This window comes from Psittacicella melopsittaci (assembly GCF_003585925.1).
GTDB lineage: Bacteria > Pseudomonadota > Gammaproteobacteria > Enterobacterales > Psittacicellaceae > Psittacicella > Psittacicella melopsittaci.
In genome coordinates, this window is record NZ_NRJH01000037.1 from 1 (window position 1) to 22,909 (window position 22,909).

Consider the following 22,909-nt stretch of genomic DNA (forward strand, 5'->3'; position numbering starts at 1 on the left):
AGAACAAGGATTTAGTAAATCAAATTCAGCAAGTTATTAAATTAACCGCTTTTGGCGACATTAGCACAATGGTCCCACCTGATCCCATGCCGAACTCAGAAGTGAAACGTTGTAGCGCCGATGGTAGTGTGGGGTCTCCCCATGTGAGAGTAGGTCATCGCCAGATTAATTTCTATTCAACCCTCTAGACAATGTCTAGAGGGTTTTCTTTTGAGTAAAAATAGTGATACAATAGGAAATTAACTAATTAACTTAATGCTTGAATTTATATGGGTATTTTAGAGGGATTGGGAATAATTTTAATTCCTATATTTGTTGGCTACTACTTTGGTAATTTATTTCCTCGTATAGGTAAATATCTAGGCAGATTGCTAACTTTAATTTTATATATACTGTTATTTATTATGGGTTTTAAATTAGCTCAAATAGATGACCTATTAATAAAAATACCGCAAGTTGGTATAAACACTTTTGTCTTTGTTACCGTTATCTCGGCTGCTAACATTTTAGTCTTAATGGTATATGACCATTTAAAAGGAAAAAATGCACATTATCATCATGTAAAAGCTAGTCTAGGTCACTTGATTTGGGATATTACTAAGTTAGTGTCTTCGGTAATAATAGGAATAGTTATAGGCGGATTTTGTAAGTACTATAACTATGAAGTAGATCATGACAAACTAGATTTATACTCGAATATAGCTCTATTAGCCCTGATTTTTATTGTTGGCTTACAATTAGGTAGTGCAAAATATCGTTTAAGAGATGTATTTTTAAATCGAGAAGCTTTAGTTATTTCCTTGTTATTTACATTCAGCTGTCTTATAGGAGGAGTAATTGTAAGTTTTATTATTGATATGAATCTTTGGAAAACTCTAGCTCTATCTTCGGGGATGGGCTGGTATAGTTTAACTAGCGTTGTTATCACTAAAACTTATGGGGCTCTAGACGGTTCTTTAGTGTTCTTTGTCGATATGGCTAGAGAGCTACTAGCTTTAATTTTAGTTCCGATTTTAATGAAAAAGTATCGCTGTACAGCTATTACTTTTCCTGGGGCAACTTCTCTTGATTGCTCTTTACCTATTATCCAAAAAGCGGGTGGTACAGGTGTAGTTGGCTTAGCCATTAGTTTTGGCTTTTTAGTTAATTTATATGTTCCTGTTTTACTTATTTTATTTACCAGTTTGTCTTAGTAATTCTTTACTAAGACTTTATTTTTAACTATTTTAACGGCTTAATTTGTTATAATAGCAAGGGTAAAATATTCTTATAGGACTTATACTATGCCTTCATTTGATATAGTTTCAGAAATTGATAACTTCGAAGTAAAAAATACAGTTGAAAATGCACAGCGTGTTCTAGGTGGCAGATTTGACTTTAAAGGGACAAATGCTTCAATTGAATTAAACGCTAAAGATAATAAAGTTAAATTAGTTGCTGATTCAGATTTCCAATTACAGCAATTAGTTGATATTTTAGTTAACGCTGCAATTAAGCGTAATATTGAATTCTACTCTTTACAAATTCCTGAAGAGCATGAACATGCAGGTAAAACCTACTCTAAAGAAATTACTTTTAAAAACGGTATAGATCAAGATACAGCTAAAAAAATTACTAAAATGATCAAAGAAACCAAATTAAAAGTAACAGCACAAATTCAGGGAGAAAAAATTCGCGTACAAGGGAAAAACCGTGATGATCTTCAACAGGTTATTGCCTTAATGCGTAATGCTCAATCTGAATTAAATTTAGCTTTACAATTTGAAAACTTCAGAGATTAGGAGTAAAAATATGACTGCTGAGAAAAAAGAGAATGAATCATTAACTTTTGAAGAAAATATTGCCAAGTTAAATGAAATTGTTAAGCTAATGGAGAGTGATCAACTTACTCTAAATGAACTTACAAGCAATTATATTCAAGCTTTAGGTTTAATCGATAGCTTACACGAACAAATTGATCAAGCTAAGCAACAAATAGAAGCTGTGCAACAAAAACGCAGTCAATAATAAATTTTTACTTAAATAAATGATTCAAGACAAAAAACTCGAAGAGCAAGCTCTTTCTCTAAATGATTTAGCCGAACTAGTGGTAGAGAAACATCAACTTGCAACTGAGTTGAGTAAAGATTTACCTCTAGAACAAGTTTTATCTCTGGTTAGCCAAGCAACAAAAGATTTTATTAAACTTGTGTTAGGCACTGGGGCAGATCCTCTTCGACAACTATTTTCGCAAGACCAAACTATTTTATCTCTTTTACCAAGTGATAAAGATAGCGATAAAATAATGCAAAAGTTTGACATAGACAAGCTTAGTGAGGCTATGTTCTATAGTCTTTACTCTGATGGCAAAATGTTACGACCTGCATTAGTTTTTATCGGTGGTATTCTAACTAAAGCTAATTTAAGTGATTTGCTTATTGCCGCTATGGCTATAGAAGCTATTCATACTTATAGCTTAATTCACGATGATTTACCAGCGATGGATAATGATGATTATCGTCGCGGTAAATTAACCAACCATAAGGTTTTTGGTGAAAGTATGGCTATATTAGCTGGTGATGCATTGCAAACTCTAGCATTTAGTTTATTAAGTAGTAATCAAAAAATTTCTCCTAAAGCTGCTTTAGAGCAAATAAGAATTTTATCTTATGGAGCAGGGCATTATGGTATGTGCCTAGGTCAAGCTTTAGACATTTTAGGAGATGATTTAACCATCAACAAATTAAAAGAACTTAATCTTAGCACCAAGCATGCAGAATTAAGATTAAGTCAAATTCATTATCGTAAAACTGCATTTCTAATTCGTAGTAGTGTGCTTTTAGGTTTATACGCAAAAGAGCGTTCTAAAACTACATTATTATTAGAAGATATACTATCTAAATGGGCATATAATTTAGGCTTAACCTTTCAAATAAAAGATGATATTTTAGATGTAAAAGGCAATGAACAAGAAATAGGTAAGCCAGTTGGCTCTGATCAAACTAATCATAAGTTAACTTATGTTAGCTTATTTGGCTTAGAAGAAGCTGAAAAGAAACTAGAGAGTAATTTTGTCCAGACTTTAGGTTATGTTGAGCAGTTAGATAATTTAATTAGTGGCTTTAGTGAAATGGAATTTTCGCGTAATGCAGTAAATTGGCTACGTGAAATTACCGTTTATGTTGTCAACCGCAGAAAATAATATGAAACGTACTTACCCATTGCTTGACAAAATTAATACAGTTTCTGATTTAAAAGCTCTAGACGAAAGTCGATTACCTCAATTATGTAATGAATTAAGAGATTTTTTGATCTACAGTATTAGTAATAGTTCAGGGCATTTTGCTTCTAATCTAGGAACCATAGAGCTTACGGTAGCCTTACATTATGTCTATGACAGTCCAAATGATAAAATTATTTGGGATGTAGGGCATCAGGCTTATGCTCATAAAGTATTAACAGGACGTAAAGAGAAAATTGGTACTATTAGACAGTATCAAGGCATACATCCTTTTCCCTTTATTAAAGAATCAGAGCACGATATTCTAACGGTTGGACATTCTTCAACTTCTTTAAGTGTGGCAACAGGAATTAGCATAGCTAATCAAGCTCGTGGTATTAATAGTGATGTAATACCTGTAATTGGTGACGGAGCTATGACTGCAGGCATGGCATTTGAAGCATTAAATCATGTGGGGGATATAAAAGCTCCTCTCACGATTATTTTAAATGACAATAACATGTCTATTAGCCCAAATAAAGGGGCTCTGAATCGTCAAACAGAAAAGCTTTTCCAATCAGAGATATATCAGCAAATCAGAGCTAAATCTAAAGATTTACTGCCAGATATAGGACCTTTAAAAAGTATATTAAAATCAACTGAGAGTGCATTTAAAAGTCTTTTGTCTCCTGAAATTGCTAACCTGTATCGTACTTTAGGAATCGATTACATAGGACCAGTTGATGGGCATGATGTGCGCGGATTGGTACATTTGTTTAAACGTCTTAAAGGTAATGGTAAATTACAATTAGTGCACGTTTTAACGACTAAGGGTAAAGGGTATTTACCTGCCGAAGCCGAACCTACTAAATACCATGGTGTAAGTAAATTTACGCCACAAGAAGAGCAAAAAGCTACGCCCCCAAGTGCTAGTGCTCCAAGCTATTCGCAAATTTTTGGTAATTGGTTAGTTAAACATGCTCAAGATCCGCATTTAATAGCTATTACTCCAGCAATGATTGAAGGTTCAGGAATGCAAGAATTCAATAAGGTAGCTCCAGAAAAGCTTATTGATGTAGCCATTGCTGAACAACATGCAGTTACTCTAGCTACAGGATTAGCAATTGGGGGCTTAAAGCCTGTAGTTGCTATCTATTCAACCTTTTTCCAAAGAGCATATGATCAGCTAATTCATGATGTTGCTATAGATAATCACCCTGTACTCTTTGCTATAGACCGAGCAGGGATTGTAGGTGAAGATGGGCAAACCCATCAAGGGGCATTTGATATTTCCTATTTAAGATGTATTCCAAATCTTGTTGTAACTACGGCAAGTAGTGGAGAGAATTTACAAGCTCTGTTAGAATTTGGTTACACTTATAATGGTCCATTTGCAGTACGCTATCCTCGTGGTAAAGCAAGTCAAATTGCCGAGCAAAGTCAATATACTAGTAAAGAATTACTAGAAACGCCAATTAGCTTAGGTAAAGGCGTACAACTTATGCAAACTAATGCCCAAAAGCTAGCTCAATTCAATCACGAGCATCAACTTAACTTGTCAAAAGGCATTGCCATTTTAAACTTTGGTAATATGCTAACTAAAGCTTTAGCTATAGGCGAGCAAATAGGGGCAAGTGTTTTTGATATGCGCTTTGTTAAGCCACTAGATTTAGAGATAATTAAACAATTAGAGAATTATAGCCTAGTGGTAGTTCTCGAAGAGAATGCTGAACAAGGTGGGGCTGCAAGTGCAGTTTTTGAAAGCATGATGAACTTAAATGTTTTAGTTCCTAGTCTAGCAATTGGGATTCAAGATGAGTTTATTCCGCCAATTAATACCAATATAATTGACCAAATTATGCAGTGGGATAAAGAACAACTAATTGCACGCATTATTGCCAAAGGCAAAAGTCTAAATAATTAAGATCTGAAAAGACCTCCGATTTTTCGGAGGTCCTTTTATTATTTGCTTAATACAGCGGCAAATGCGTCAGCAACATATTCTAAGTTATTATCGTTTAAACCTACAATATTGATACGTCCATTGCCTACAATATAGATAGCATATTTTTCTTTAAGTTCTTTACATTGTTCAGGGGTAAATCCTGTGTAAGAGAACATACCTTTTTGTTTCACAACAAAGTCAAAGTCAAAGCCACGAGCTTTAAGAGCATTAGCTAATTTAGTGCGTAAATCTTTAATACGACTACGTACTTGAGCTAAGTCATTTTCCCATTGACTACGTAATTCAGGGTTATTTAATACCGTAGTTGCAACAAATGCACCATTGGTACCTGGAGATACGTAATAGTTGTTTGCAAAAGATTGGAGGTTAGATACAGCTAAGTTTGCTTCATTGGCATTAGCTGCAATTACATGGATTGCCCCTAAACGGTCACCATATAAGCCTAAATTTTTCGAGCAAGAAGAAATAACAAGAGCTTCAGCAAAAATCTCACTTGCTAAACGTACTGCATAAGCATCTTCGTCTAAACCGTCACCAAAACCTTGGTAAGCAAAATCAAATACAGGTAAAGCACCTTTTTCTTTGATTTTGTTTAGTACTAGTTTCCATTCTTCTGGCGTAAAGTCATAACCTGTTGGGTTGTGACAAGCTGCTTGTAAAAGTACAGCATCTTTGGCTGTAAGCTTATCTAAATCAGCTAAAGTAGCTTCAACATCTAAAGCTTTAGTAGCTGGATTATAGTAGCTGTATTCGGCTGTTTTTAAACCTGAGTGTTCAAAAATTGCAAAGTGATTACTCCAAGTTGGGTTAGAAATATAAATAGTTTCTAAACCTAATTGTTTATGGATAAAATCACCAACAAGACGTAAGCCACCAGATCCTGCTACAGTTTCAATAGATTGAATGCGATCTTCTTGACGTGCAGGTAAATCAGCAGGGAAAACTAAATCACGAACTGCAAGGTTAAAACCTTTATAACCTGTAGCAGGTAAGTAAGATTCACTTGTATCTTTTGCTACTAATTTAGCTAGATCTGTGTTTACTTGCTCTAATTTTGCTTCTGTAGGTAAAGCATATAAATACTCAGCTACAGCTTTTTGTGCTACACGCACAGCTTCAAAATTTTCTTGTTTACCTTCTGGGTTATAGTAAACGCCAACGCTTAAATCCACTTTATTTGGACGCGTGTCCTTAAGGTATTGTTGCACTAAAGCTAGAATAGGATCATCAGCGGCAAGAGTTATATCAGAGAAAAAATCCATATGTATTATTATCCTTTAATTACTGCAGCAATTGCATTAGTTACATAGTCAATATTGCTTTGGTTTAAGCCCGCAAAATTAATACGACCTGATTCTAAAGCGTAAATACCATAGTCATTTTTTAGAGCTTGAATTTGTTCTGGAGTTAATTTTAAGAACGAGAAGAAACCATATTGTTGTTCAATGTAACTAAAGTCTACTCCTAATGCTTTTAATTTAGCAACAAATTCTTTACGTAAATTTTGTAAGCGTTCACGGTAAGCATTTAGTTCAGCTTCCCATGTTTTTCTAATTTCAGGGGTAGTTAAAATAGTTTTAACTAAACGAGCACCATTACAAATAGGTGTTGAGTAACAACAACGAATTAATTGTTTTAGGTTAGATGTTAATACTACTGCTTGCTCAGCATCTTTACATTTAATATTAACATTACCAATACGCTCGCCGTAGATACTAAAAGTTTTAGAACTAGAGAAAATATGAACAAATTGATCTAAATGTTGAGCAGCTAGACGTACTGCTAAAGCATCTTCTTCAATTCCTTTACCATAACCTAGGTATGCTTGGTCTAAAACAAGAATAGCATTTTTACTTTTAATAAGCGCATATACTTTTAACCAGTCTTCTTCAGTTAAGTCAGCACCTGTTGGGTTGTGACATACTGGGTGCATTAAAACTACATCACGCTCAGAAAGTTTATTTTCTAAGTCAGCTAAAAGAGCTTCAATGTCATAAGACATAAGGTCACGATTGTAATATGAATAAGCTCCTACTTGGTAACCTGCTTCGGTAAAGATATCTATGTGGTTACTCCAAGTTGGATCTGAAACCCAACAACGAGTAGAACCTGCAAATTCTCTTAGAGCATCTGCAGTAATACGTAAGCCACCTGTAGCTGCTAAAGTTTGTACTGAAGCTAAACGGTTTTCTACTAATACAGGGTTATCTTTACCGTATACTAGTTCGTTAATAGCTTGTAAATATTCGCGGTCACCGTCAATAGGTAAGTAGCTTTTAACTTGATTTTTTTCAGCTAAAACTAGAGCTGCCTTGCGTGCTGCTCCCATTAAGTCAATGCGACCTTGTTCATCAAAATAAAGACCTATAGAAAGATTAACTTTCTTAGGGTTTGTATTAGCTAAGTAGTCTTGATATAACCCTATAATAGGGTCAATAGGTTTTGTCTCTAGTTTTGAAAATAACATATTAATATAAGCGTAAATTAAGAAAATAAGTGTTATATTCTGATTTTAACACAAAGCGACTGATAATAATATATCTAAAGATATAAAAAAAGCTTTTGGGGTTACCAAAAGCCTTTTTTTGTAGTTTATCTTATACCACTGTAGTCCAAGTTAAAACATAAGCTTGAAGAACGGTTAAGACACAGATTAAGAAAGCGAAGATTACTGCATGTTTTAATACATAAGCTAGTAATTCACCTTCACGACCTTGAGCTCCTGCAGCCGCACAACCGATAGCGATTGATTGTGGAGAAATTACTTTACCTGTAATTGCCCCTAAAGTGTTAGAAGCTGCTAATAGGTCTGGGTTAACATTAATTAATTGTGCAGTTGTAACTTGTACTTTAGCAAATAAAGTATTTGAGTTAACCACTGAACCTGTTAAGAATACCCCTAGCATACCTAATAATGGAGCTAATACTGGGAATACTACACCTGTTTGTGATAATAGGATCGCAATTGAACTTGTTTGACCTGAGTAGTCAGCAACTTTTGCGAATGCTAAAACGAAACAGATAGTTAAGATTGGGAATAATAATTGTCTAATTGTAGCTCCTAATACAGATAATGTAGTGCTTAGTTTTACACGGAAAGCAATTACTGTATAAATAGCTGATAAGAATAAAGCTGTACCAACTGAAGCTAATAGATCAAATCTCCAAATAGCAGCTTCTGGAGCTTGGTTTTCTACCGCAAAGCGAGCACCTTTCATGATTTCGCCATGTAGACCAGCCATTTGGAAAGTAGTTGTGAAAGTATTTAATAAAGCTTTTAAGCTTGGTAAAGTCCAAACTAAAGCACAGATAGTAATAACAATGAATGGTGACCAAGCAAAGATAGTTTGAGCTACAGTAAAGTGTTTAGTGTCTGTAGCTTTAGCTTCTTGTTTAGAAGCATTGCTCTCAACATAACCATCAGCTGTTAATTGACGTTTTGGTTTCCAAATGCGTGAGAATACGATAATAGATACCATTCCCGCAACACCTAGGATAACGTCAGATAATTCGTGACCAACAAAGTTGTAAGCAATGAAACAAGTAATAGCTGAAACAATTGACACAACTAAAATCATTGGTAAAGTATCTTTAATACCACGTAAACCATCAACCATTGCTACTAACCAGAATGGTAGGATAAAGATAACAATTGCTAATTGACGTGAAATTAATGCAGATAATACTGAAGCGTCAATGTTAGTAACTTGAGCCGCAACTGTAACAGGGATACCAATAGCACCTGTAGGAGCTGAAGCCATATTAGCTACAAGACATAGAGCTGCAGCAGCGATTGGGTTTTTGAAACCACAACCAATTAATAAAGCGGCACCGATTGCAATAGGAATACCAAAACCTGCAACACCTTCTAAGAAAGCACCAAACGCAAAAGCGATTAGTAATACTTGAACACGTTGGTCATCTGAAATACCAGAGATAAATGAACGAATAACTTCGAATTTACCTGAACGCACACAGATGTTATAGATAAAGATTGCCCAAATTACAATCCATGCGATTGGCCATAAACCGCTTAGGATACCTAATAGCGTCGCTGAAGCAGTTGAGTGTAATGGCATACCGAAGATAGTTGCAATAATAGCTGCAATAACTAGAGTTAAAAATGCAGCAATGTGACCTTTTAGTTTTAATACTGTTAAGGCTAGAAGGAAAAATACAATAGGAACTAACGCAACGATTGCTGTTAGGATCTCAGATCCACCAATGGCAGCATAATCTTGCGTCCAAATATTTGATTGATCCACGTTTATACCTCATCGTAGAATTATAAAAACATGGGATATTATACTAGTTTTTCTGAAATAAGTCATATTTTGTCACATTATTTTTTCCCACTCCTAACAAAAATATTAGCTAATCTTAAAAGTTTTGTCTATTTTTATGACCCACAAGTATAACCAACTTTTGTGCTCAAGTTCTCAAATAAAAGAGCAGGATAAAACTTAGTTAAAACAAATTTATTTAAGCCGAATGCCCAATATTTCAATGAAAACTACAAGATCTGAGAAAAATAATGGCATAATAAATAGAGTAGGGAGAGAAGCTATTTTTCTTATACAAAGGATCCAAGAAGAAGCTAAAAGTCTAGATTAATAGTGATATCCTATTGATAAAATTTAATCAAGTTTTTTCTTAATAACCTAGTGAAATAGTAAAGTTTTATATTGCTTGCACTTGCAAAGTATTTTTTATAGTGTTAAGCTAATCACAGACAAGTTATATAAGGGCTTATTAATATGAGTATAGAAAACAAACCTATGCTACGTGCAGATTATCGTCCATTAGATTTCCAAATTGTGGACACTTATTTAGATTTTAACTTTGATAGTAAGGCAGAATTTCCCTCTACAGTTCGTTCAAAACTAACTTTTAAACGTTTAACTCCAGGGGCAACAAGTTTTGTGCTTGATGGACAAGATTTACAATTACTTAAATTAAGAGTTAATGGCTTAGCTTGGGATGACTATAAACTCGAAAACTTACCTGGTGAAGGTAAATTCCAAAATTTAACTTTGGATATTAGTAAACTAGATGACCAAGACAATTTTGTCGTGGAAATTGAAAATACTCTTGAAGTAGAAAATAATAAATTATTATCAGGGATCTATAAAGCGGGCGAGCACATTTGTTCGCAATGTGAGTCTAAAGGCTTTAGATTAATTACTTACTACTTTGATCGTCCAGATAATTTATCAGTATTTACTGTTAAAATTACTGCAGATAAAGCTAAATATCCATACCTTTTATCAAATGGTAACCCAGTAGAATCAGGTGATCTTGCTGAGGGTAAACACTTTGCCGTTTGGCATGACCCATTCCCTAAACCTTCATATTTATTTGCTTTAGTTGCAGGTGAATTTGATGTTTTAGAAGATCAATTTGTAACTAAATCAGGTCGTAAAGTTGATTTAAAAATCTTTGCTGAAGTAGGTAAAGGACATCAGTTACACTTTGCGATGAGCTCATTAAAACGCTCAATGAAATGGGATGAAGATCGTTTTGATTTAGAATATGATCTTGATCTCTTTATGATTGTGGCAGTGAGCTTTTTCAATATGGGAGCTATGGAAAATAAAGGTCTGAATATTTTCAATGAATCAGCTCTTGTAGGTGATAAAGATACAGCTACAGATGCTCGTTTAAAGCGTATTGATAAGGTTGTAGGACACGAATATTTCCATAACTGGACAGGTGACCGTGTAACTTGTCGTGACTGGTTCCAATTAACCTTAAAAGAAGGGTTAACGGTATTCCGTGATCAAGAGTTTACCTCAGACACTTTTGACCGTACAATTGAACGTATTGAAAGTGTAGCTATTATGCAAAACCATCAATTTGACGAAGACCGTGGTCCAACTTCACACCCAATTCGTCCTGAAAAAGTTTTATCGCAAGATAACTTCTATACTTTAACTGTTTATGATAAAGGTTCAGAAGTAATTCGTATGATTCATACTTTAATTGGCGAGCAAAACTTCCAAAAAGGGATGAAATTATACTTTGAACGTCATGATGGTAAAGCTGTAACCTGTGATGACTTTGTGGCAGCTATGGCTGATGCTTCAGGAGTTAACCTTGATCGCTTTAAACTTTGGTATAGTCAATCAGGTACTCCACATGTAACAGTTAAACAACATTTTGATGCTGAGCACCAAGTGTTATTCTTAGATTTAGAACAAGTAACCTATCCAACTCATAATCAAAAAGAAAAACATCCACTAGTTTTACCTTTAAAAACTATTTTCTTAGATAGAGAAGGTAATCAAGTTCTAGATCTAAAAACCGTTGATGGTAAACCTGTAGAATCATTAATTGTTCTTGAAGAAGCTAAATTAAATCTGCAAATTGCTACAGATAAACCATTAGTTGTAGTAACTAATGTTGACTTCTCAGCTCCAGTGATTGTACATCAAGATAGATCATTTGAAGAGTTAGCTTTTGTTGCTCAACATATTCCAAACGAATATTCGCGCTATCAAGCAATTCAAGATCTAAACTTTGAAGTTTATAAAGCACATTTAACTAATAATCCAGTTTTAGCAGGGCAAGCTTTAGGCTTATACTTAAATGTATTCGAAACTTTATTAGGTAAAGCTTTAGATAATCCAGCTCTTTATGCTACGTTATTAAGATTTACTACTCCTGATGCTGTAGCCGCTCGCTTTGAAAAGGATTTAGATCCGTTAGCTGTAGCTAAAGTATATAAACATGTAAATGAAACCTTAACTCGTGCTCATGGTCATCGTGCTTTAGCTTTATACCAAGATTTACCAGAAGTAGGGGCATTTGAGTTTAATGTGCAACAAGCAGGTTTACGTGACTTAAAATATGTCCTCTTACGCTTAATTACAGGTGAAGGTGAACATAAAGAATTAGTAAGGGATCTATATACTAATGCAGATAACTTCACCGATCGTATTAACGCTTTAAACCTTAACTTAACTAATAACTTAGGTTTAGCTGAATTAGAAAAAGAATTCTTAGAGCGTTACCACCATGAAGTTCTGGTTCTAGATGCTTACCAATCTTTACGTGCTACTCTTGCTAAAGATATTAATGAAGTTAAAGATTTAACTAAACTTCATACTTATGATGCGCATAACCCAAATCGTGTGCGAGCTATTTTAAATCCTTTAGCCTTCTATAACTACAATGTAATGTATAACTTAGACGGTACAGGGGTACAATATATTGCTCAAGAAGCTTTAAGAACAGATAAGTTTAACCCACAGTTATCTTCGAACCTTGTTAACTTACTGTTAAAATTCTTCAAGCTTGCTCCGCAATATCAAAAACTAGTGCTAGAACAACTTGAGTTCTTAGCTAGTCAAACTTTATCGAATAATGCTCGTGAAAAAGTTGAGTCAGCCTTAGAAATGGCAAAAGACTTAAAATAACCTAAAGAAAAACCCTTGGTACTGAGATACCGAGGGTTTTTCTTTGCCTATGCTATAATAAAAATCAGTGCAAGATAAAATTAAGGAGTTCAAGTGACTCAGGTTAAATTACGCCGTTTAGATTATAAACCTTTAGATTTTACCGCGACAAAAGTAGATCTTGAGATTAAATTAGATCTACCAGTGGCTCGGGTGAAAAATAAAATTGCAATTAAGCGCTTAAATCCGCAAGCAAGTTCATTTGTCTTAAATGGACAAAAATTAGATTTACTTGCCTTAAAAATAAATGGACAAGATTGGGATAAATATACTTTAGATTTAGTTTCTGAAGTAGATGGCTTCCAAAACCTCACAGTAGATGTTTCAAGTTTAGCAGATGCTAGTGAATTTACTCTTGAAGTATTAAATGAATTCAACTTAGAAGAAAATGAGTCTATGTCAGGTATTTATTTATCTGACCAAGTAATAGTGTCACAATGTGAAGCAGAAGGTTTTAGAAGAATAAGTTTTTACTTTGACCGCCCAGACTGTTTAGCTGAATTTACTACTACCATTGAAGCCAAAAAAGCATATAAATATTTGCTATCCAATGGTAATCTAATTGCTTCAGGAGAAGTAGATCAAGAGTGGCATTACGCTAAATGGCACGATCCTTTCCCTAAACCTTCTTACCTCTTTGCCTGTGTTGCAGGTAATTTTGATTTACTCGAAGATACATTTGTAACTAAATCAGGACGTCAAGTACAATTAAAACTCTTTGCTGAACCAGGTCGTCTCGAGCAAATTAAATTTGCGATGCAAGCGATCAAGCGTGCTATGAAATGGGATGAAGATCGTTTTGGTTTAGAGTATGACCTAGATGTATTTATGATCGTTGGCGTAGGCTACTTTAATGCTGGAGCTATGGAGAATAAAGGGTTAAATATCTTTAACGATGAACTTTTAGTTGGTTGTAAAGATACGTCAACAGACAACTCTTTATTTTTAATTGATTCAGTTATTGCCCATGAGTATTTCCACAACTGGACAGGGGATAGAGTTACTTGTAGAGACTGGTTCCAACTAACGCTTAAAGAAGGGTTAACTGTATTTCGTGATCAAGAATACTCTTCAGATACCCTAGATCGTACGGTTAAACGTATTCAGGACGCAGCAACAATTCAACAGTATCAATTTAACGAGGATAAAGGACCTCTATCTCACCCTATACGTCCTGATGAAGTAGAGTCGCAAGATAATTTCTATACAAGCACAGTTTATGAAAAAGGTGCCGAAGTTATTCGCTTACTTCATACGCTTATTGGCGAAGAAAATTTCCAAAAAGGAATGAAATTATACTTTGCTCGCCATGATGGGAAGGCGGTAACCTGTGATGATTTTGTCGATGCCATGGCAGATGCTTCTGGATATAATCTAGATCACTTCCGTCTTTGGTATAGTCAATCGGGTACACCAGTGGTAAAAGTAAGCTCGAACTATAATGCAGATACTAAAACTCAAACTTTAGTATTTAAGCAACATACGCCACCAACTTTTGATCAAAAAGAAAAACAACCTCTAACTCTGGCTTTAAAAACGCAATTTTTAACCGCAGATGGTCGTACTTTAACTAACTTAGAAAGTAAAGATGGTAACTTAGTCCCAGAGGTTATTGTCTTTGAAACTGAGCAATATGAGTTAGAGCTAGTAAATGTCCCTGAAGAACTAGTTGTAGTAACTAATCTAGACTTTACTTCGCCAGTTAAAATCGAGCAGGATCTAACAAGTGCTGATTTAGCAAATATAGCAGCAAATTGTCAAAATTTCTTTGCTAAATACAATGCGATTAGAACCTATTTAAATAATATAGTGGCTAAGAATGAAGCTAAATTTGCTCAAGATCCGCGTGCTCAATTAGAGCTAGATCAAGACTTTAAGGCAATTTACGGTAACCTCTTTGCTCAAGCTCGAGAAAATGCAAGTATTACGGCTGAAATTTTGAGCTTACATAATACTAGCAGTTTAACAGGTAACGCAGAAAAAGCTTATAATCCGCATGCCTACAATAGTATTTCCCGTGCGATTGAGGAGAAATTATGTGCAGATTACCACGAGCAACTTTTCCAGCTTTATCAAGAGCTACCATTTAGAGAGTGGGAATACAATGCCAAACATTTTGGTGAACGAGCTTTACGTCGAGAATTAATTAAAATTCTTTCGCGTAAGCCAGAGTATGAATATCTGGTAGCCGAGCTTTACGACAAGGCTACTTGTTTTACCGACAAATTTGCAGCTCTCACCGCAGTCTTTGAAAACAATTTAACGGGGCTTTTCTCCTTAAAAGAGAGATATATCCAAGAGTATCAAGAGCATACTATTTGTCTTGATCGTCTTTTAGGCTTAGAAATTAGAAGTGCAAGATCAATTGAGCAAGTAAAAGAAGCAGTAGAAAATGCTAAACAATTTAGCTATACCAAACCTAATTCTATTTACTTATTAATTGGTGAACTGGCAAGAAACTACTCGTTAAGCTTTACTTATGAGTGGTTAGATTTCCTTAAAGAATTACTTATCCAAGTGGATAAATATAATCCAGGAGTTTCACCACATATTTGTCGTATTTTTACCGAGTACAACTTATATGTCGAACCTTATCGTTCTAAGTTACTAAATGTAATTAAAGAACTCTTAAGTAGCCAAATCCAGTTCTCACGCAATGCTTTAGAAATTCTTACTAAAGGTCTTCAAGCAAGTGAAGCTTAATTAAAAAAAGAGCGTCAAGCGATTGACGTTCTTTTTTCTTGACAATTTTAGTCATCGTAATATAATTTAATCGTATTAATATTAGAAAGCCAATTAAATTTATACGGTCTTATTTTTTCTTATGTATTATATTATTGCTTTTGTGCGTACACTAGTAGTACTAGTGTATTGGATTTTCCTTTGTCTTTTTGCTTTTATTCTTTGTTTATTTAAGCTAAAAGACAAAATGAACATGTATCGCATTGCTTACTTTGTCCGTCCATTATTAAAACCTGTGTATGGTTTAAATACCAAAGTTGAGCAAGAAACAGATAATCTGCCTAAAACAGCAGTATATATCTCTAACCATCAAAATACTTTAGATATAGTTACCCTAGCAAAAATGATTCAACCAAATACGGTGACCGTAGGTAAAAGACAATTGTCTTGGATTCCTATTTTTGGTTGGATGTATTGGGCTTCAGGTAATATTCTTATTGAAAAAACTTCGGCAAGTAAATCTTATAAAACTGTGCAACAAGTGGTTGATAAAATTGTTAATCACAAATATTGCGTTTGGTTATTCCCAGAAGGAACCAGATCTTACGGACGTTGGGAAATAGCTCCTTTTAAGGTTGGTGCCTTTATTACCGCAATTGAAGCGGGAGTTCCTATTATTCCTGTGGTAGTTTCAGACTTAAATAAGTATAAAGTTGGTAAATTAAATAACGGTGATGTTATTATGAAATACTTAACGCCAATTAATACTAAAGGAATGAAACGTAGCCAAGCTAAAGCTTTAGCTGCCCAACTAGAAAAGCAATTTATTGAAGAATATCGTAAATTAAATGCTAAGGTTGCAGCCAAAGACTTTTCCGCTTGTACTGATATGCCAAAATTTACTTTTGTTGATAACGATCAATGGATCGAAAGCAATCCAGAGTATAAACTAGGCGAAGATAAAGCATAAAAAAAGAGTAGCGATTTTGCTACTCTTTTTTTGTTAATAGAGTTTGATTATTTAATTTACTCATTTTTAAAATGCTATTACAGAAAGTATAGTTATTTTTATTATGTGAAACTAAAATAACTGTTGCTTTAAGTTTTTGAGCATGAGCAAAAATTAACTCTAGCATTTTTCTTTCTAAGTTAGCGTCAACAGATTCAGTTGGTTCGTCAAGAATAATTAACTTAGCCTGTGAAAGTAATACTCGAGCTATACCAATACGACGAATTTCTCCACCTGAGAGAGTACGTCCGCCATTGCCTAGGATTTCCCTGAGGTTATGCGTTAGGTAATCTAAGCCTACTTGGCTTAAAACTTGTTTAGCTTGTTCTTCAGTGAGATTAACATTGGCAATTTTTAAATTATCAAACACCGAGTCATTAAAAATATGTACTCTTTGGCTCAGGTTTACACATAATTCTCTTTGTTGCCCAGAATGAGCTTCAAGAGTATGAATTACTTTTCCGTCTTGATCATATAAATCAAAGTAAATTTGCCCATGAAAAGAAGTTTCTAAACCAAGAATACAATTTAACAGGGTTGTTTTTCCTAAACCAGAATCACCACTAATGAGGTAAGATTCTTGAGGGCTAAAGTTAAAACTTAAGTTTTGAATAACTGGGTTTTGTTGATAATTAAAGTTTAAACCATTAACTCTTAGCCCTAAAGTTTGCGTTGCTTGCACAAGTTGGCTATCGAGTTGATCTGGATAAAATCTTTGCGTCTCAACTTCTTTGCTAACTGCTTTACCTAAATCTATATCTGTGAGGTTTTGAGCAAATTGTTCGGCTTGATCATCTTCTAATAAAACTTCAAGGTTTTTTAGTGATGAAGTAACTTGTCCTAAATGGACAAAGAGGTTAGCCAGAGGAACAATAAACTCAATTGAACCTATAATTAAGAAGATAAAGATTAGGGCTAAACCTGGTAAACGCAGGTCAGTTGCATGCAATACTTGTAAATAACTTGTCCCAAAAATAGTAATAGTTAGAACAACTCCGAGTAGAACTTGTAAGATAAAAGTAGTTAGATTTACATATTTATCTTGTTTAAGTTGTTCTTTAATTAAGTTTTGGTTTAGTTGTTTAAGATTTTGTACTTTTTTATTTTCTTTATTAAAGATTACATTTTCAAATTGTAACTCTAAGTAGTTTAAAAAAGCTAATCTAAGTTTAGTTGATTCTTGCTCAACATTACCTGCAATTTTCTTACCGAGAGGATAGAAAATCCAAGGCACAATTAAAGTAATACCAACTAAACAAGCCCCAATAAATAGAGCTAGTTTTAAGTCAATAAAGGCTAAACCTATGCTAAAAGCAACAAAGAGTAAAATAGTCCCTAAGAAAGGAATAAGAATATTTACATAGAAACCATCGAGGTTGTCTATATCCTTAATTACGCGGTCAAATAACTCATTGTCATTCATTTGCACTGAGTTTACACTTGACTTAAATTTTGCCATTTTGTTTACATCAGTAAACATAGGTAATAAACTAGCAAAAACTTGAATTCTTAGTTTAGTTAAAACATCAAAAGTTGCTTTGTGCGTTACTAAACGTTGAATATATTTTAAAACCGTACGGGCAATGGCAAAACCACGTACCGAGCTCGACGGATAGAAAATATTAAAATCTATACTTGCAACTAGGTAACAAGAAGCAAGGAACCAAGCAGCTAGAGTTAGCAGACCTAAAGAAGAACCTAAACTTAAAATAGTTAAAATAAGTCCTAGGAGCATAATAAAGGTTTTACCTGCAAAAAGACGAATGAGTAATCTAAACATTAGATACCTCCAAGGTAATACCTTCTTTTGTTAAAGTGTAAACCTTATCAAAAGCTGCACTTTGCTCAAGTCTATGTGTAACCATAAGAATGCCTTGTGGGTGATTTTTAATATTTTCAAAAATAGCCTTTTCAAGTTTAGCATCTAGGTTGGCTGTAGGTTCATCAATAATTAAGAATAAGTGCGGTTTTGCTAAAGCACGAGCAAGAGCCAGACGTTGCACTTGACCTCCAGACAAGCCTATATTATGCTGTTGAATTTGATAGTTAAGACCACGTTGATCTACTAAAGCATCTAATTGAGCGTTAATAATAGCTCGTTTAATGCTTAGGCGACTTAAAGCAGGTAAGTTTTCTAGATAGTTAACAAAAGCTTGCTCTTGTTGGCTTAAGTCGTTTGTTTTAGCTACAACTGGCTCTTTATCAAATTGGTTATTTAAATATCTTGAGCTGTAGCTGAGATTTTCTAAAATAGAGACTTGGTCAAGATTTGGATTTTGCCCTAACCAACTAAAGTATGGATAGTAGAAGTTACGATTAATTTGCGTAAGTTCTACTCCATTAATCGTTAGGCTTCCTTTATAAGGGTATAGACCTAATAAGCACGAAAGTAAACTAGTTTTACCTGCACCAGATTCTCCAATAATGGCTACTTTTTCTTTTAAACTAAAACTAAAGTTTAAATTACCAACAAGTTTTTGCCCAGAATGAGTATAGATTTCTAAATCTTTAGCACAGATTACCGCGTTAGCGTCTAAAGCTAAAAATTTATCTTGAGCTTGACTAAATGGATAGTTAAGTTCTTTATTTTCTGGAGCTTTACTTGCATCTAGAAAAACAGCTTGTTTGCTTCTTTTCTTAGGGGTGCTAGGAGAGTGATTTGTCGCTTGCTTTTGACTATAGATTTTTGTATTAGTTGCCATATCTATAGTTTTAAAGCTCGAATCATAAAGATCGTCTTTTTCTTCGACAACATTAGTTGGATTTACTCGATCTACATCAACATAGTCTTGGTTTTCTTGTGCTTGTTGATTAATAAATTTTTCTAATTCGTCAATAGCATTGAGTGCCGAAGAACGGTCATGATAGTAGGTTCCGAGGTCACGTAAAGGTTGGAAAAACTCCCCTGCTAAAGTTAAACAGAAAAAGCCAGCAAAAAGAGAAATTCCTACTCCTGAGTAGTTACCAAAATTATATTGTTCGAGATAACCTATACCAAAGTACACTGCCATTAAGGCTACACATACTGATGAAAGAAACTCAAGCACGGCAGAGTTTAAAAAGGCAATTTTGAGCAATTGCATGGTTGTGTAGGTGTAGTTTTGACTATTAATAGTCATCTTCTCTAAAGTTTGGCGTTGTTTAGAAAAGGAGATAATGGTTTTAATTCCTACTAATTTATCGTGGAACTGATTCCCTAAGTAAAGAAGATTTTTTAACTGCTTGGCATTCATTTCCGAGGTTTTAAGACCGATTAAGATCATAAAAACAGGGAGTAAGGGAAAACATATAAGTAAAATTAATCCAGCTATCCAGTTAACAGCAAACACCGCAATTAATATTAACACGGGTTGAATACGTGAAGCTATAGCTTGGGGATAAAAACGGGCAATATAGTTATTTAAGAGTTCTACTTGCTCAAGATAGAAAATAGACATGTCTACAGTATTATGACCTAAGCCTTTTGCCCCTAGCTGTTCACAACGCTTAATTACTTGTTCACGCACCGTTGAACGAATTTGAGCTGCAATTTTTTGTGTAAGATTTGAACGTAGGTAAATAGCTACAGCTTTTACTACCATAGTAATAATTACTACAGCTAGATAAATACTTCCTGAAAGAAATTGCTCGGGAGTAGTAATTAACAGAGTTACAAGTTTAGTAATTGCAACTACTTGGCAGATGGTGGCTAAAGTAATAATGAAGACAAAAATGTTGAGATAGCGCTTCATAGGTTTACAATAGCTATCTAACATTTGCATTAAGTACTTTTGGCGTGCTTTATTCATATAAAAGTAGTCCTAAGACAAAAAAAGCTAGCGAGGTCGCTAGCTTAATCTTCAAGTTGAGAGAGAAAGTGTTCAACATCTAAAGCTGCTTGACAACCAGCTCCAGCTGAAGTAATTGCTTGACGGTAAGTATGATCTGCTACATCACCTGCGGCAAAAACACCAGGTACACTTGTTTGGGTACTATAACGTTCTCCACCAGCTTTAACATTGATATATCCTTTAGTCATTTCAAGTTGACCAGCAAAGATTTCAGTGTTAGGGTGGTGACCAATTGAAACAAATGCTCCGTCTACAGCTAATTCATCTAGGCTGTGATCTTTAACATTTTCGAGAACAATTGATTTTAGTCCCATAGCAGGATCACCTTTAAACTCTTTAACTACTGAGTCTAAATGAAGAACAATTTTACCTTCTGCAACTTTATCTGCTAGACGTTTTTGTAAAATTTTCTCACCTCTAAATTCTTGGCGACGGTGAATTAAGTGAACTTTATTAGCAATACCAGAGAGGTATAAAGCTTCTTCTAAAGCCACATTACCACCACCAATTACGGCAACTTCTCCATTTTTGTAGAAAAAGCCATCACAAACGGCACACGCTGAAATCCCCATGCCTTTATATTTAGTCTCAGACTCAAGACCAAGGTATTTAGCTGAAGCACCAGTTGCGATAATTAAGGCTTGGGTAGAGTATTCTTCGCTTGCGCCATATAATTTAAATGGGCGTGAAGAAAGATCTACTTTTTTAATTGTATCGGCAATGATCTCAGTTCCCATGTTTAGAGCGTGTTGACGCATATTACTCATTAACATGGTACCAGTTGTTTTTTCAAAAGCCCCTGGCCAGTTTTCAATTTCATCAGTTGTTGTTAATTGACCACCAACTTGAGGACCTGAAATTAATACTGGATCTAAACCTGCACGAGCAGCGTAAACGGCTGCTGTATAACCTGCAGGACCAGAACCTAAGATAATTACTTTTCTAGTTTCCATTATTAAATTCTCACAATAATATAATATAAAATAATACTTGTGTTTAAAAAGTTTATTAACTATCTTTCTAAACAGTATATATTATACCACTAATGGAAAGAAATTACGCACCACGTGCAGAAATATGAGTATACTTGCGACGTTTAGGTGCTAATTCTTCAGGAGAAAGATTTTTTTGCTTCCAGTCTTCATATTCGGTGAAGTTACCATCAAAGAATACTACTTTACCAGAATCTGTATAATCGAGAATATGAGTACATACTCTATCTAAGAACCAACGGTCATGGCTAATAATCATAGCATTACCTGGGAATTCTAAGATAGCATTTTCTAAGGCACGCATAGTTTCTACATCTAAGTCATTGGTTGGCTCATCTAAAAGAAGCACATTACCACCTGCTTGAAGCAGTTTTGCTAAGTGTACGCGTCCTCTTTCCCCACCAGATAACTCACCAATACGTTTTTGTTGATCAGAGCCTTTAAAGTTAAAGCGACCTACATAAGCACGTGAAGGAATTGCAAAGTTGCCAATTTGCATAATATCTTGCCCTTGGCTAATTTCTTCCCAAATGGTTTTATTGTTATCTAGGTTATCTCTAAATTGATCAACAGAAGCAACTTTTACAGTTTCACCTAAAACTACTTCACCAGCATCTGGAGCTTCTTTACCCGTAATAATACGGAATAGAGTAGATTTACCCGCACCATTTGCCCCGATAATTCCTAAAATAGCACCTTTAGGTAGGTTAAAGCTAAGATCTTCGAACAGAGTTCTTCCGTCATAACCTTTAGCAAGGTTTTTCACCTCAATAACCTTATCACCTAAACGCGGACCAGGTGGAATGAAAATTTCATTAGTTTCGTTACGTTTTTGGTACTCTTGTGAAGTAAGTTCATCAAAACGAGCCATACGAGCTTTTGATTTTGCTTGACGACCTTTAGGATTTTGACGTACCCATTCAAGTTCTTTTTGGATAGATTTTTGGCGTGCATTTTCAACACTTTGTTCATGTTGTAAACGAGCTTCTTTTTGTTCTAACCATGAACTATAGTTACCTTCCCATGGAATACCTTCACCACGGTCAAGTTCTAAGATCCAACCTGCTACATTATCAAGGAAGTAACGGTCGTGGGTTACAGCTACAACTGTACCTTCGAATCTTTCAAGGAATTTTTCTAACCATGCTACAGATTCAGCATCTAAGTGGTTAGTAGGCTCATCAAGAAGTAGCATGTCTGGTTTTTGTAGAAGCAGACGACATAAAGCTACACGTCTTTTTTCACCCCCAGATAAATTACCAACTAAAGCATTGTCTGGTGGAAGGTGAAGAGCATCTTTGGCACGTTCAATATCATGCTCTTCCATGCCCGAAGCATGAATAATAGCTTCATATTTACTTTGTTCAGCAGCTAATTTTTCAAAATCAGCATCTGGTTCAGCATAGGCTGCGTAAATACGCTCTAATTGTTCTTGAGCGTTTTTAATATCGCCTAATGCTTCTTCAACAACTTCTTTTACCGTTTTGTTTGGATCTAATTCTGGTTCTTGTGGTAAATAGCCGATTTTAATGCCAGGTTGAGGACGAGCTGTACCTTCATAGTTAGTATCAACTCCAGCCATAATTCTTAAAAGTGTAGACTTACCTGCACCATTAAGACCTAAAACACCGATTTTAGCTCCTGGGAAAAAGCTAAGATTAATGTCTTTTAAAATAAAGCGGTTATTTGGTTGCACTACTTTTGATAAGCGGTGCATAGTAAAAACAAATTGATTGCTCATATCTAAGAGTAATTAAATAAGTTTGAGAAAAAT

15 protein-coding genes and 1 rRNA gene are annotated in these 22,909 nt (G+C 34.7%); 9 read left to right on the plus strand and 7 right to left on the minus strand.

Annotated elements, in window-relative coordinates; all coding sequences use genetic code 11:
* The first annotated feature begins 50 nt into the window (after positions 1-50).
* The 6 genes from rrf to dxs all read left to right on the plus strand — a co-directional run bounded on the left by rrf (position 51) and on the right by dxs (position 5,123).
* Positions 51-166 (plus strand): 5S ribosomal RNA (gene rrf, locus CJP74_RS04590).
* A 238-nt stretch (positions 167-404) separates the two neighbouring features.
* Positions 405-1,193 carry a LysO family transporter gene (locus CJP74_RS04595; RefSeq protein WP_222986933.1) on the plus strand — a complete coding sequence of 263 codons (789 nt, stop codon included), beginning with the start codon at positions 405-407 and terminating at the stop codon, positions 1,191-1,193.
* A 90-nt stretch (positions 1,194-1,283) separates the two neighbouring features.
* Positions 1,284-1,781 carry a YajQ family cyclic di-GMP-binding protein gene (locus tag CJP74_RS04600; RefSeq protein WP_119497106.1) on the plus strand — a complete coding sequence of 166 codons (498 nt, stop codon included), beginning with the start codon at positions 1,284-1,286 and terminating at the stop codon, positions 1,779-1,781.
* Between the two features lie 10 nt (positions 1,782-1,791).
* A complete protein-coding gene (xseB, locus tag CJP74_RS04605) occupies positions 1,792-2,007 on the plus strand; it encodes an exodeoxyribonuclease VII small subunit (protein ID WP_119497107.1) in 216 nt (71 codons plus the stop codon).
* Between the two features lie 19 nt (positions 2,008-2,026).
* Positions 2,027-3,181 carry a polyprenyl synthetase family protein gene (locus CJP74_RS04610; protein ID WP_119497108.1) on the plus strand — a complete coding sequence of 385 codons (1,155 nt, stop codon included), beginning with the start codon at positions 2,027-2,029 and terminating at the stop codon, positions 3,179-3,181.
* A gap of 1 nt (position 3,182) precedes the next feature.
* Entirely contained in the window at positions 3,183-5,123 is a 1,941-nt protein-coding gene (gene dxs, locus CJP74_RS04615) for a 1-deoxy-D-xylulose-5-phosphate synthase (protein WP_119497109.1), read from the plus strand.
* A 38-nt stretch (positions 5,124-5,161) separates the two neighbouring features.
* Here dxs and CJP74_RS04620 read toward each other — a convergent pair whose 3' ends face one another.
* The 3 genes from CJP74_RS04620 to CJP74_RS04630 form a co-directional block, all read right to left on the minus strand.
* Positions 5,162-6,427: an amino acid aminotransferase gene (locus tag CJP74_RS04620; protein ID WP_119497110.1), complete on the minus strand. Its 1,266-nt coding sequence runs from the start codon at positions 6,425-6,427 to the stop codon at positions 5,162-5,164.
* A gap of 8 nt (positions 6,428-6,435) precedes the next feature.
* Positions 6,436-7,632, minus strand: a complete 1,197-nt coding sequence (locus tag CJP74_RS04625) for an amino acid aminotransferase (protein WP_119497111.1) — start codon at positions 7,630-7,632, stop codon at positions 6,436-6,438.
* A 130-nt stretch (positions 7,633-7,762) separates the two neighbouring features.
* Complete coding sequence (locus CJP74_RS04630; RefSeq protein ID WP_222986935.1) at positions 7,763-9,430, minus strand: L-lactate permease; 1,668 nt, start codon at positions 9,428-9,430, stop codon at positions 7,763-7,765.
* 492 nt (positions 9,431-9,922) lie between these two features.
* On the opposite strand from CJP74_RS04630, the gene pepN (CJP74_RS04635) reads away from it, so the two are divergent.
* From pepN (CJP74_RS04635) to CJP74_RS04645, 3 genes are all read left to right on the plus strand, one after another.
* Positions 9,923-12,583 carry an aminopeptidase N gene (pepN, locus tag CJP74_RS04635; RefSeq protein WP_119497113.1) on the plus strand — a complete coding sequence of 887 codons (2,661 nt, stop codon included), beginning with the start codon at positions 9,923-9,925 and terminating at the stop codon, positions 12,581-12,583.
* Positions 12,584-12,676: 93 nt separating this feature from the next.
* Positions 12,677-15,325, plus strand: coding sequence for an aminopeptidase N (pepN, locus tag CJP74_RS04640; RefSeq protein ID WP_119497114.1), 2,649 nt, complete (start codon positions 12,677-12,679; stop codon positions 15,323-15,325).
* Positions 15,326-15,446: 121 nt separating this feature from the next.
* On the plus strand, positions 15,447-16,274 hold the full coding sequence (locus CJP74_RS04645) for a 1-acylglycerol-3-phosphate O-acyltransferase (RefSeq protein WP_119497115.1): 828 nt from the start codon (positions 15,447-15,449) through the stop codon (positions 16,272-16,274).
* Between the two features lie 19 nt (positions 16,275-16,293).
* On the opposite strand, the gene CJP74_RS04650 is transcribed toward CJP74_RS04645, so the two are convergent.
* From CJP74_RS04650 to ettA, 4 genes are all read right to left on the minus strand, one after another.
* Positions 16,294-18,093: an amino acid ABC transporter ATP-binding/permease protein gene (locus CJP74_RS04650; protein ID WP_119497116.1), complete on the minus strand. Its 1,800-nt coding sequence runs from the start codon at positions 18,091-18,093 to the stop codon at positions 16,294-16,296.
* Positions 18,086-20,101, minus strand: a complete 2,016-nt coding sequence (locus tag CJP74_RS04655) for an ATP-binding cassette domain-containing protein (protein ID WP_119497117.1) — start codon at positions 20,099-20,101, stop codon at positions 18,086-18,088. The genes CJP74_RS04650 and CJP74_RS04655 overlap by 8 nt, the downstream gene beginning before the upstream one ends.
* Positions 20,102-20,145: 44 nt before the next feature.
* Complete coding sequence (trxB, locus tag CJP74_RS04660) at positions 20,146-21,096, minus strand: thioredoxin-disulfide reductase (RefSeq protein WP_119497118.1); 951 nt, start codon at positions 21,094-21,096, stop codon at positions 20,146-20,148.
* Positions 21,097-21,199: 103 nt separating this feature from the next.
* Positions 21,200-22,876, minus strand: a complete 1,677-nt coding sequence (gene ettA, locus CJP74_RS04665) for an energy-dependent translational throttle protein EttA (protein WP_119497119.1) — start codon at positions 22,874-22,876, stop codon at positions 21,200-21,202.
* Positions 22,877-22,909 lie beyond the last annotated feature (33 nt).

Coding starts and splice junctions, on each gene's coding strand:
- CJP74_RS04595 (WP_222986933.1), top strand. CDS start 405: ATGGGTTTTAAATTAGCTCAAATAGATGACCTATTAATAAAAATACCG.
- CJP74_RS04600 (WP_119497106.1), top strand. CDS start 1,284: ATGCCTTCATTTGATATAGTTTCAGAAATTGATAACTTCGAAGTAAAA.
- xseB (WP_119497107.1), top strand. CDS start 1,792: ATGACTGCTGAGAAAAAAGAGAATGAATCATTAACTTTTGAAGAAAAT.
- CJP74_RS04610 (WP_119497108.1), top strand. CDS start 2,027: ATGATTCAAGACAAAAAACTCGAAGAGCAAGCTCTTTCTCTAAATGAT.
- dxs (WP_119497109.1), top strand. CDS start 3,183: ATGAAACGTACTTACCCATTGCTTGACAAAATTAATACAGTTTCTGAT.
- CJP74_RS04620 (WP_119497110.1), bottom strand. CDS start 6,427: ATGGATTTTTTCTCTGATATAACTCTTGCCGCTGATGATCCTATTCTA.
- CJP74_RS04625 (WP_119497111.1), bottom strand. CDS start 7,632: ATGTTATTTTCAAAACTAGAGACAAAACCTATTGACCCTATTATAGGG.
- pepN (WP_119497113.1), top strand. CDS start 9,923: ATGAGTATAGAAAACAAACCTATGCTACGTGCAGATTATCGTCCATTA.
- CJP74_RS04645 (WP_119497115.1), top strand. CDS start 15,447: ATGTATTATATTATTGCTTTTGTGCGTACACTAGTAGTACTAGTGTAT.
- CJP74_RS04650 (WP_119497116.1), bottom strand. CDS start 18,093: ATGTTTAGATTACTCATTCGTCTTTTTGCAGGTAAAACCTTTATTATG.
- CJP74_RS04655 (WP_119497117.1), bottom strand. CDS start 20,101: ATGAATAAAGCACGCCAAAAGTACTTAATGCAAATGTTAGATAGCTAT.
- trxB (WP_119497118.1), bottom strand. CDS start 21,096: ATGGAAACTAGAAAAGTAATTATCTTAGGTTCTGGTCCTGCAGGTTAT.
- ettA (WP_119497119.1), bottom strand. CDS start 22,876: ATGAGCAATCAATTTGTTTTTACTATGCACCGCTTATCAAAAGTAGTG.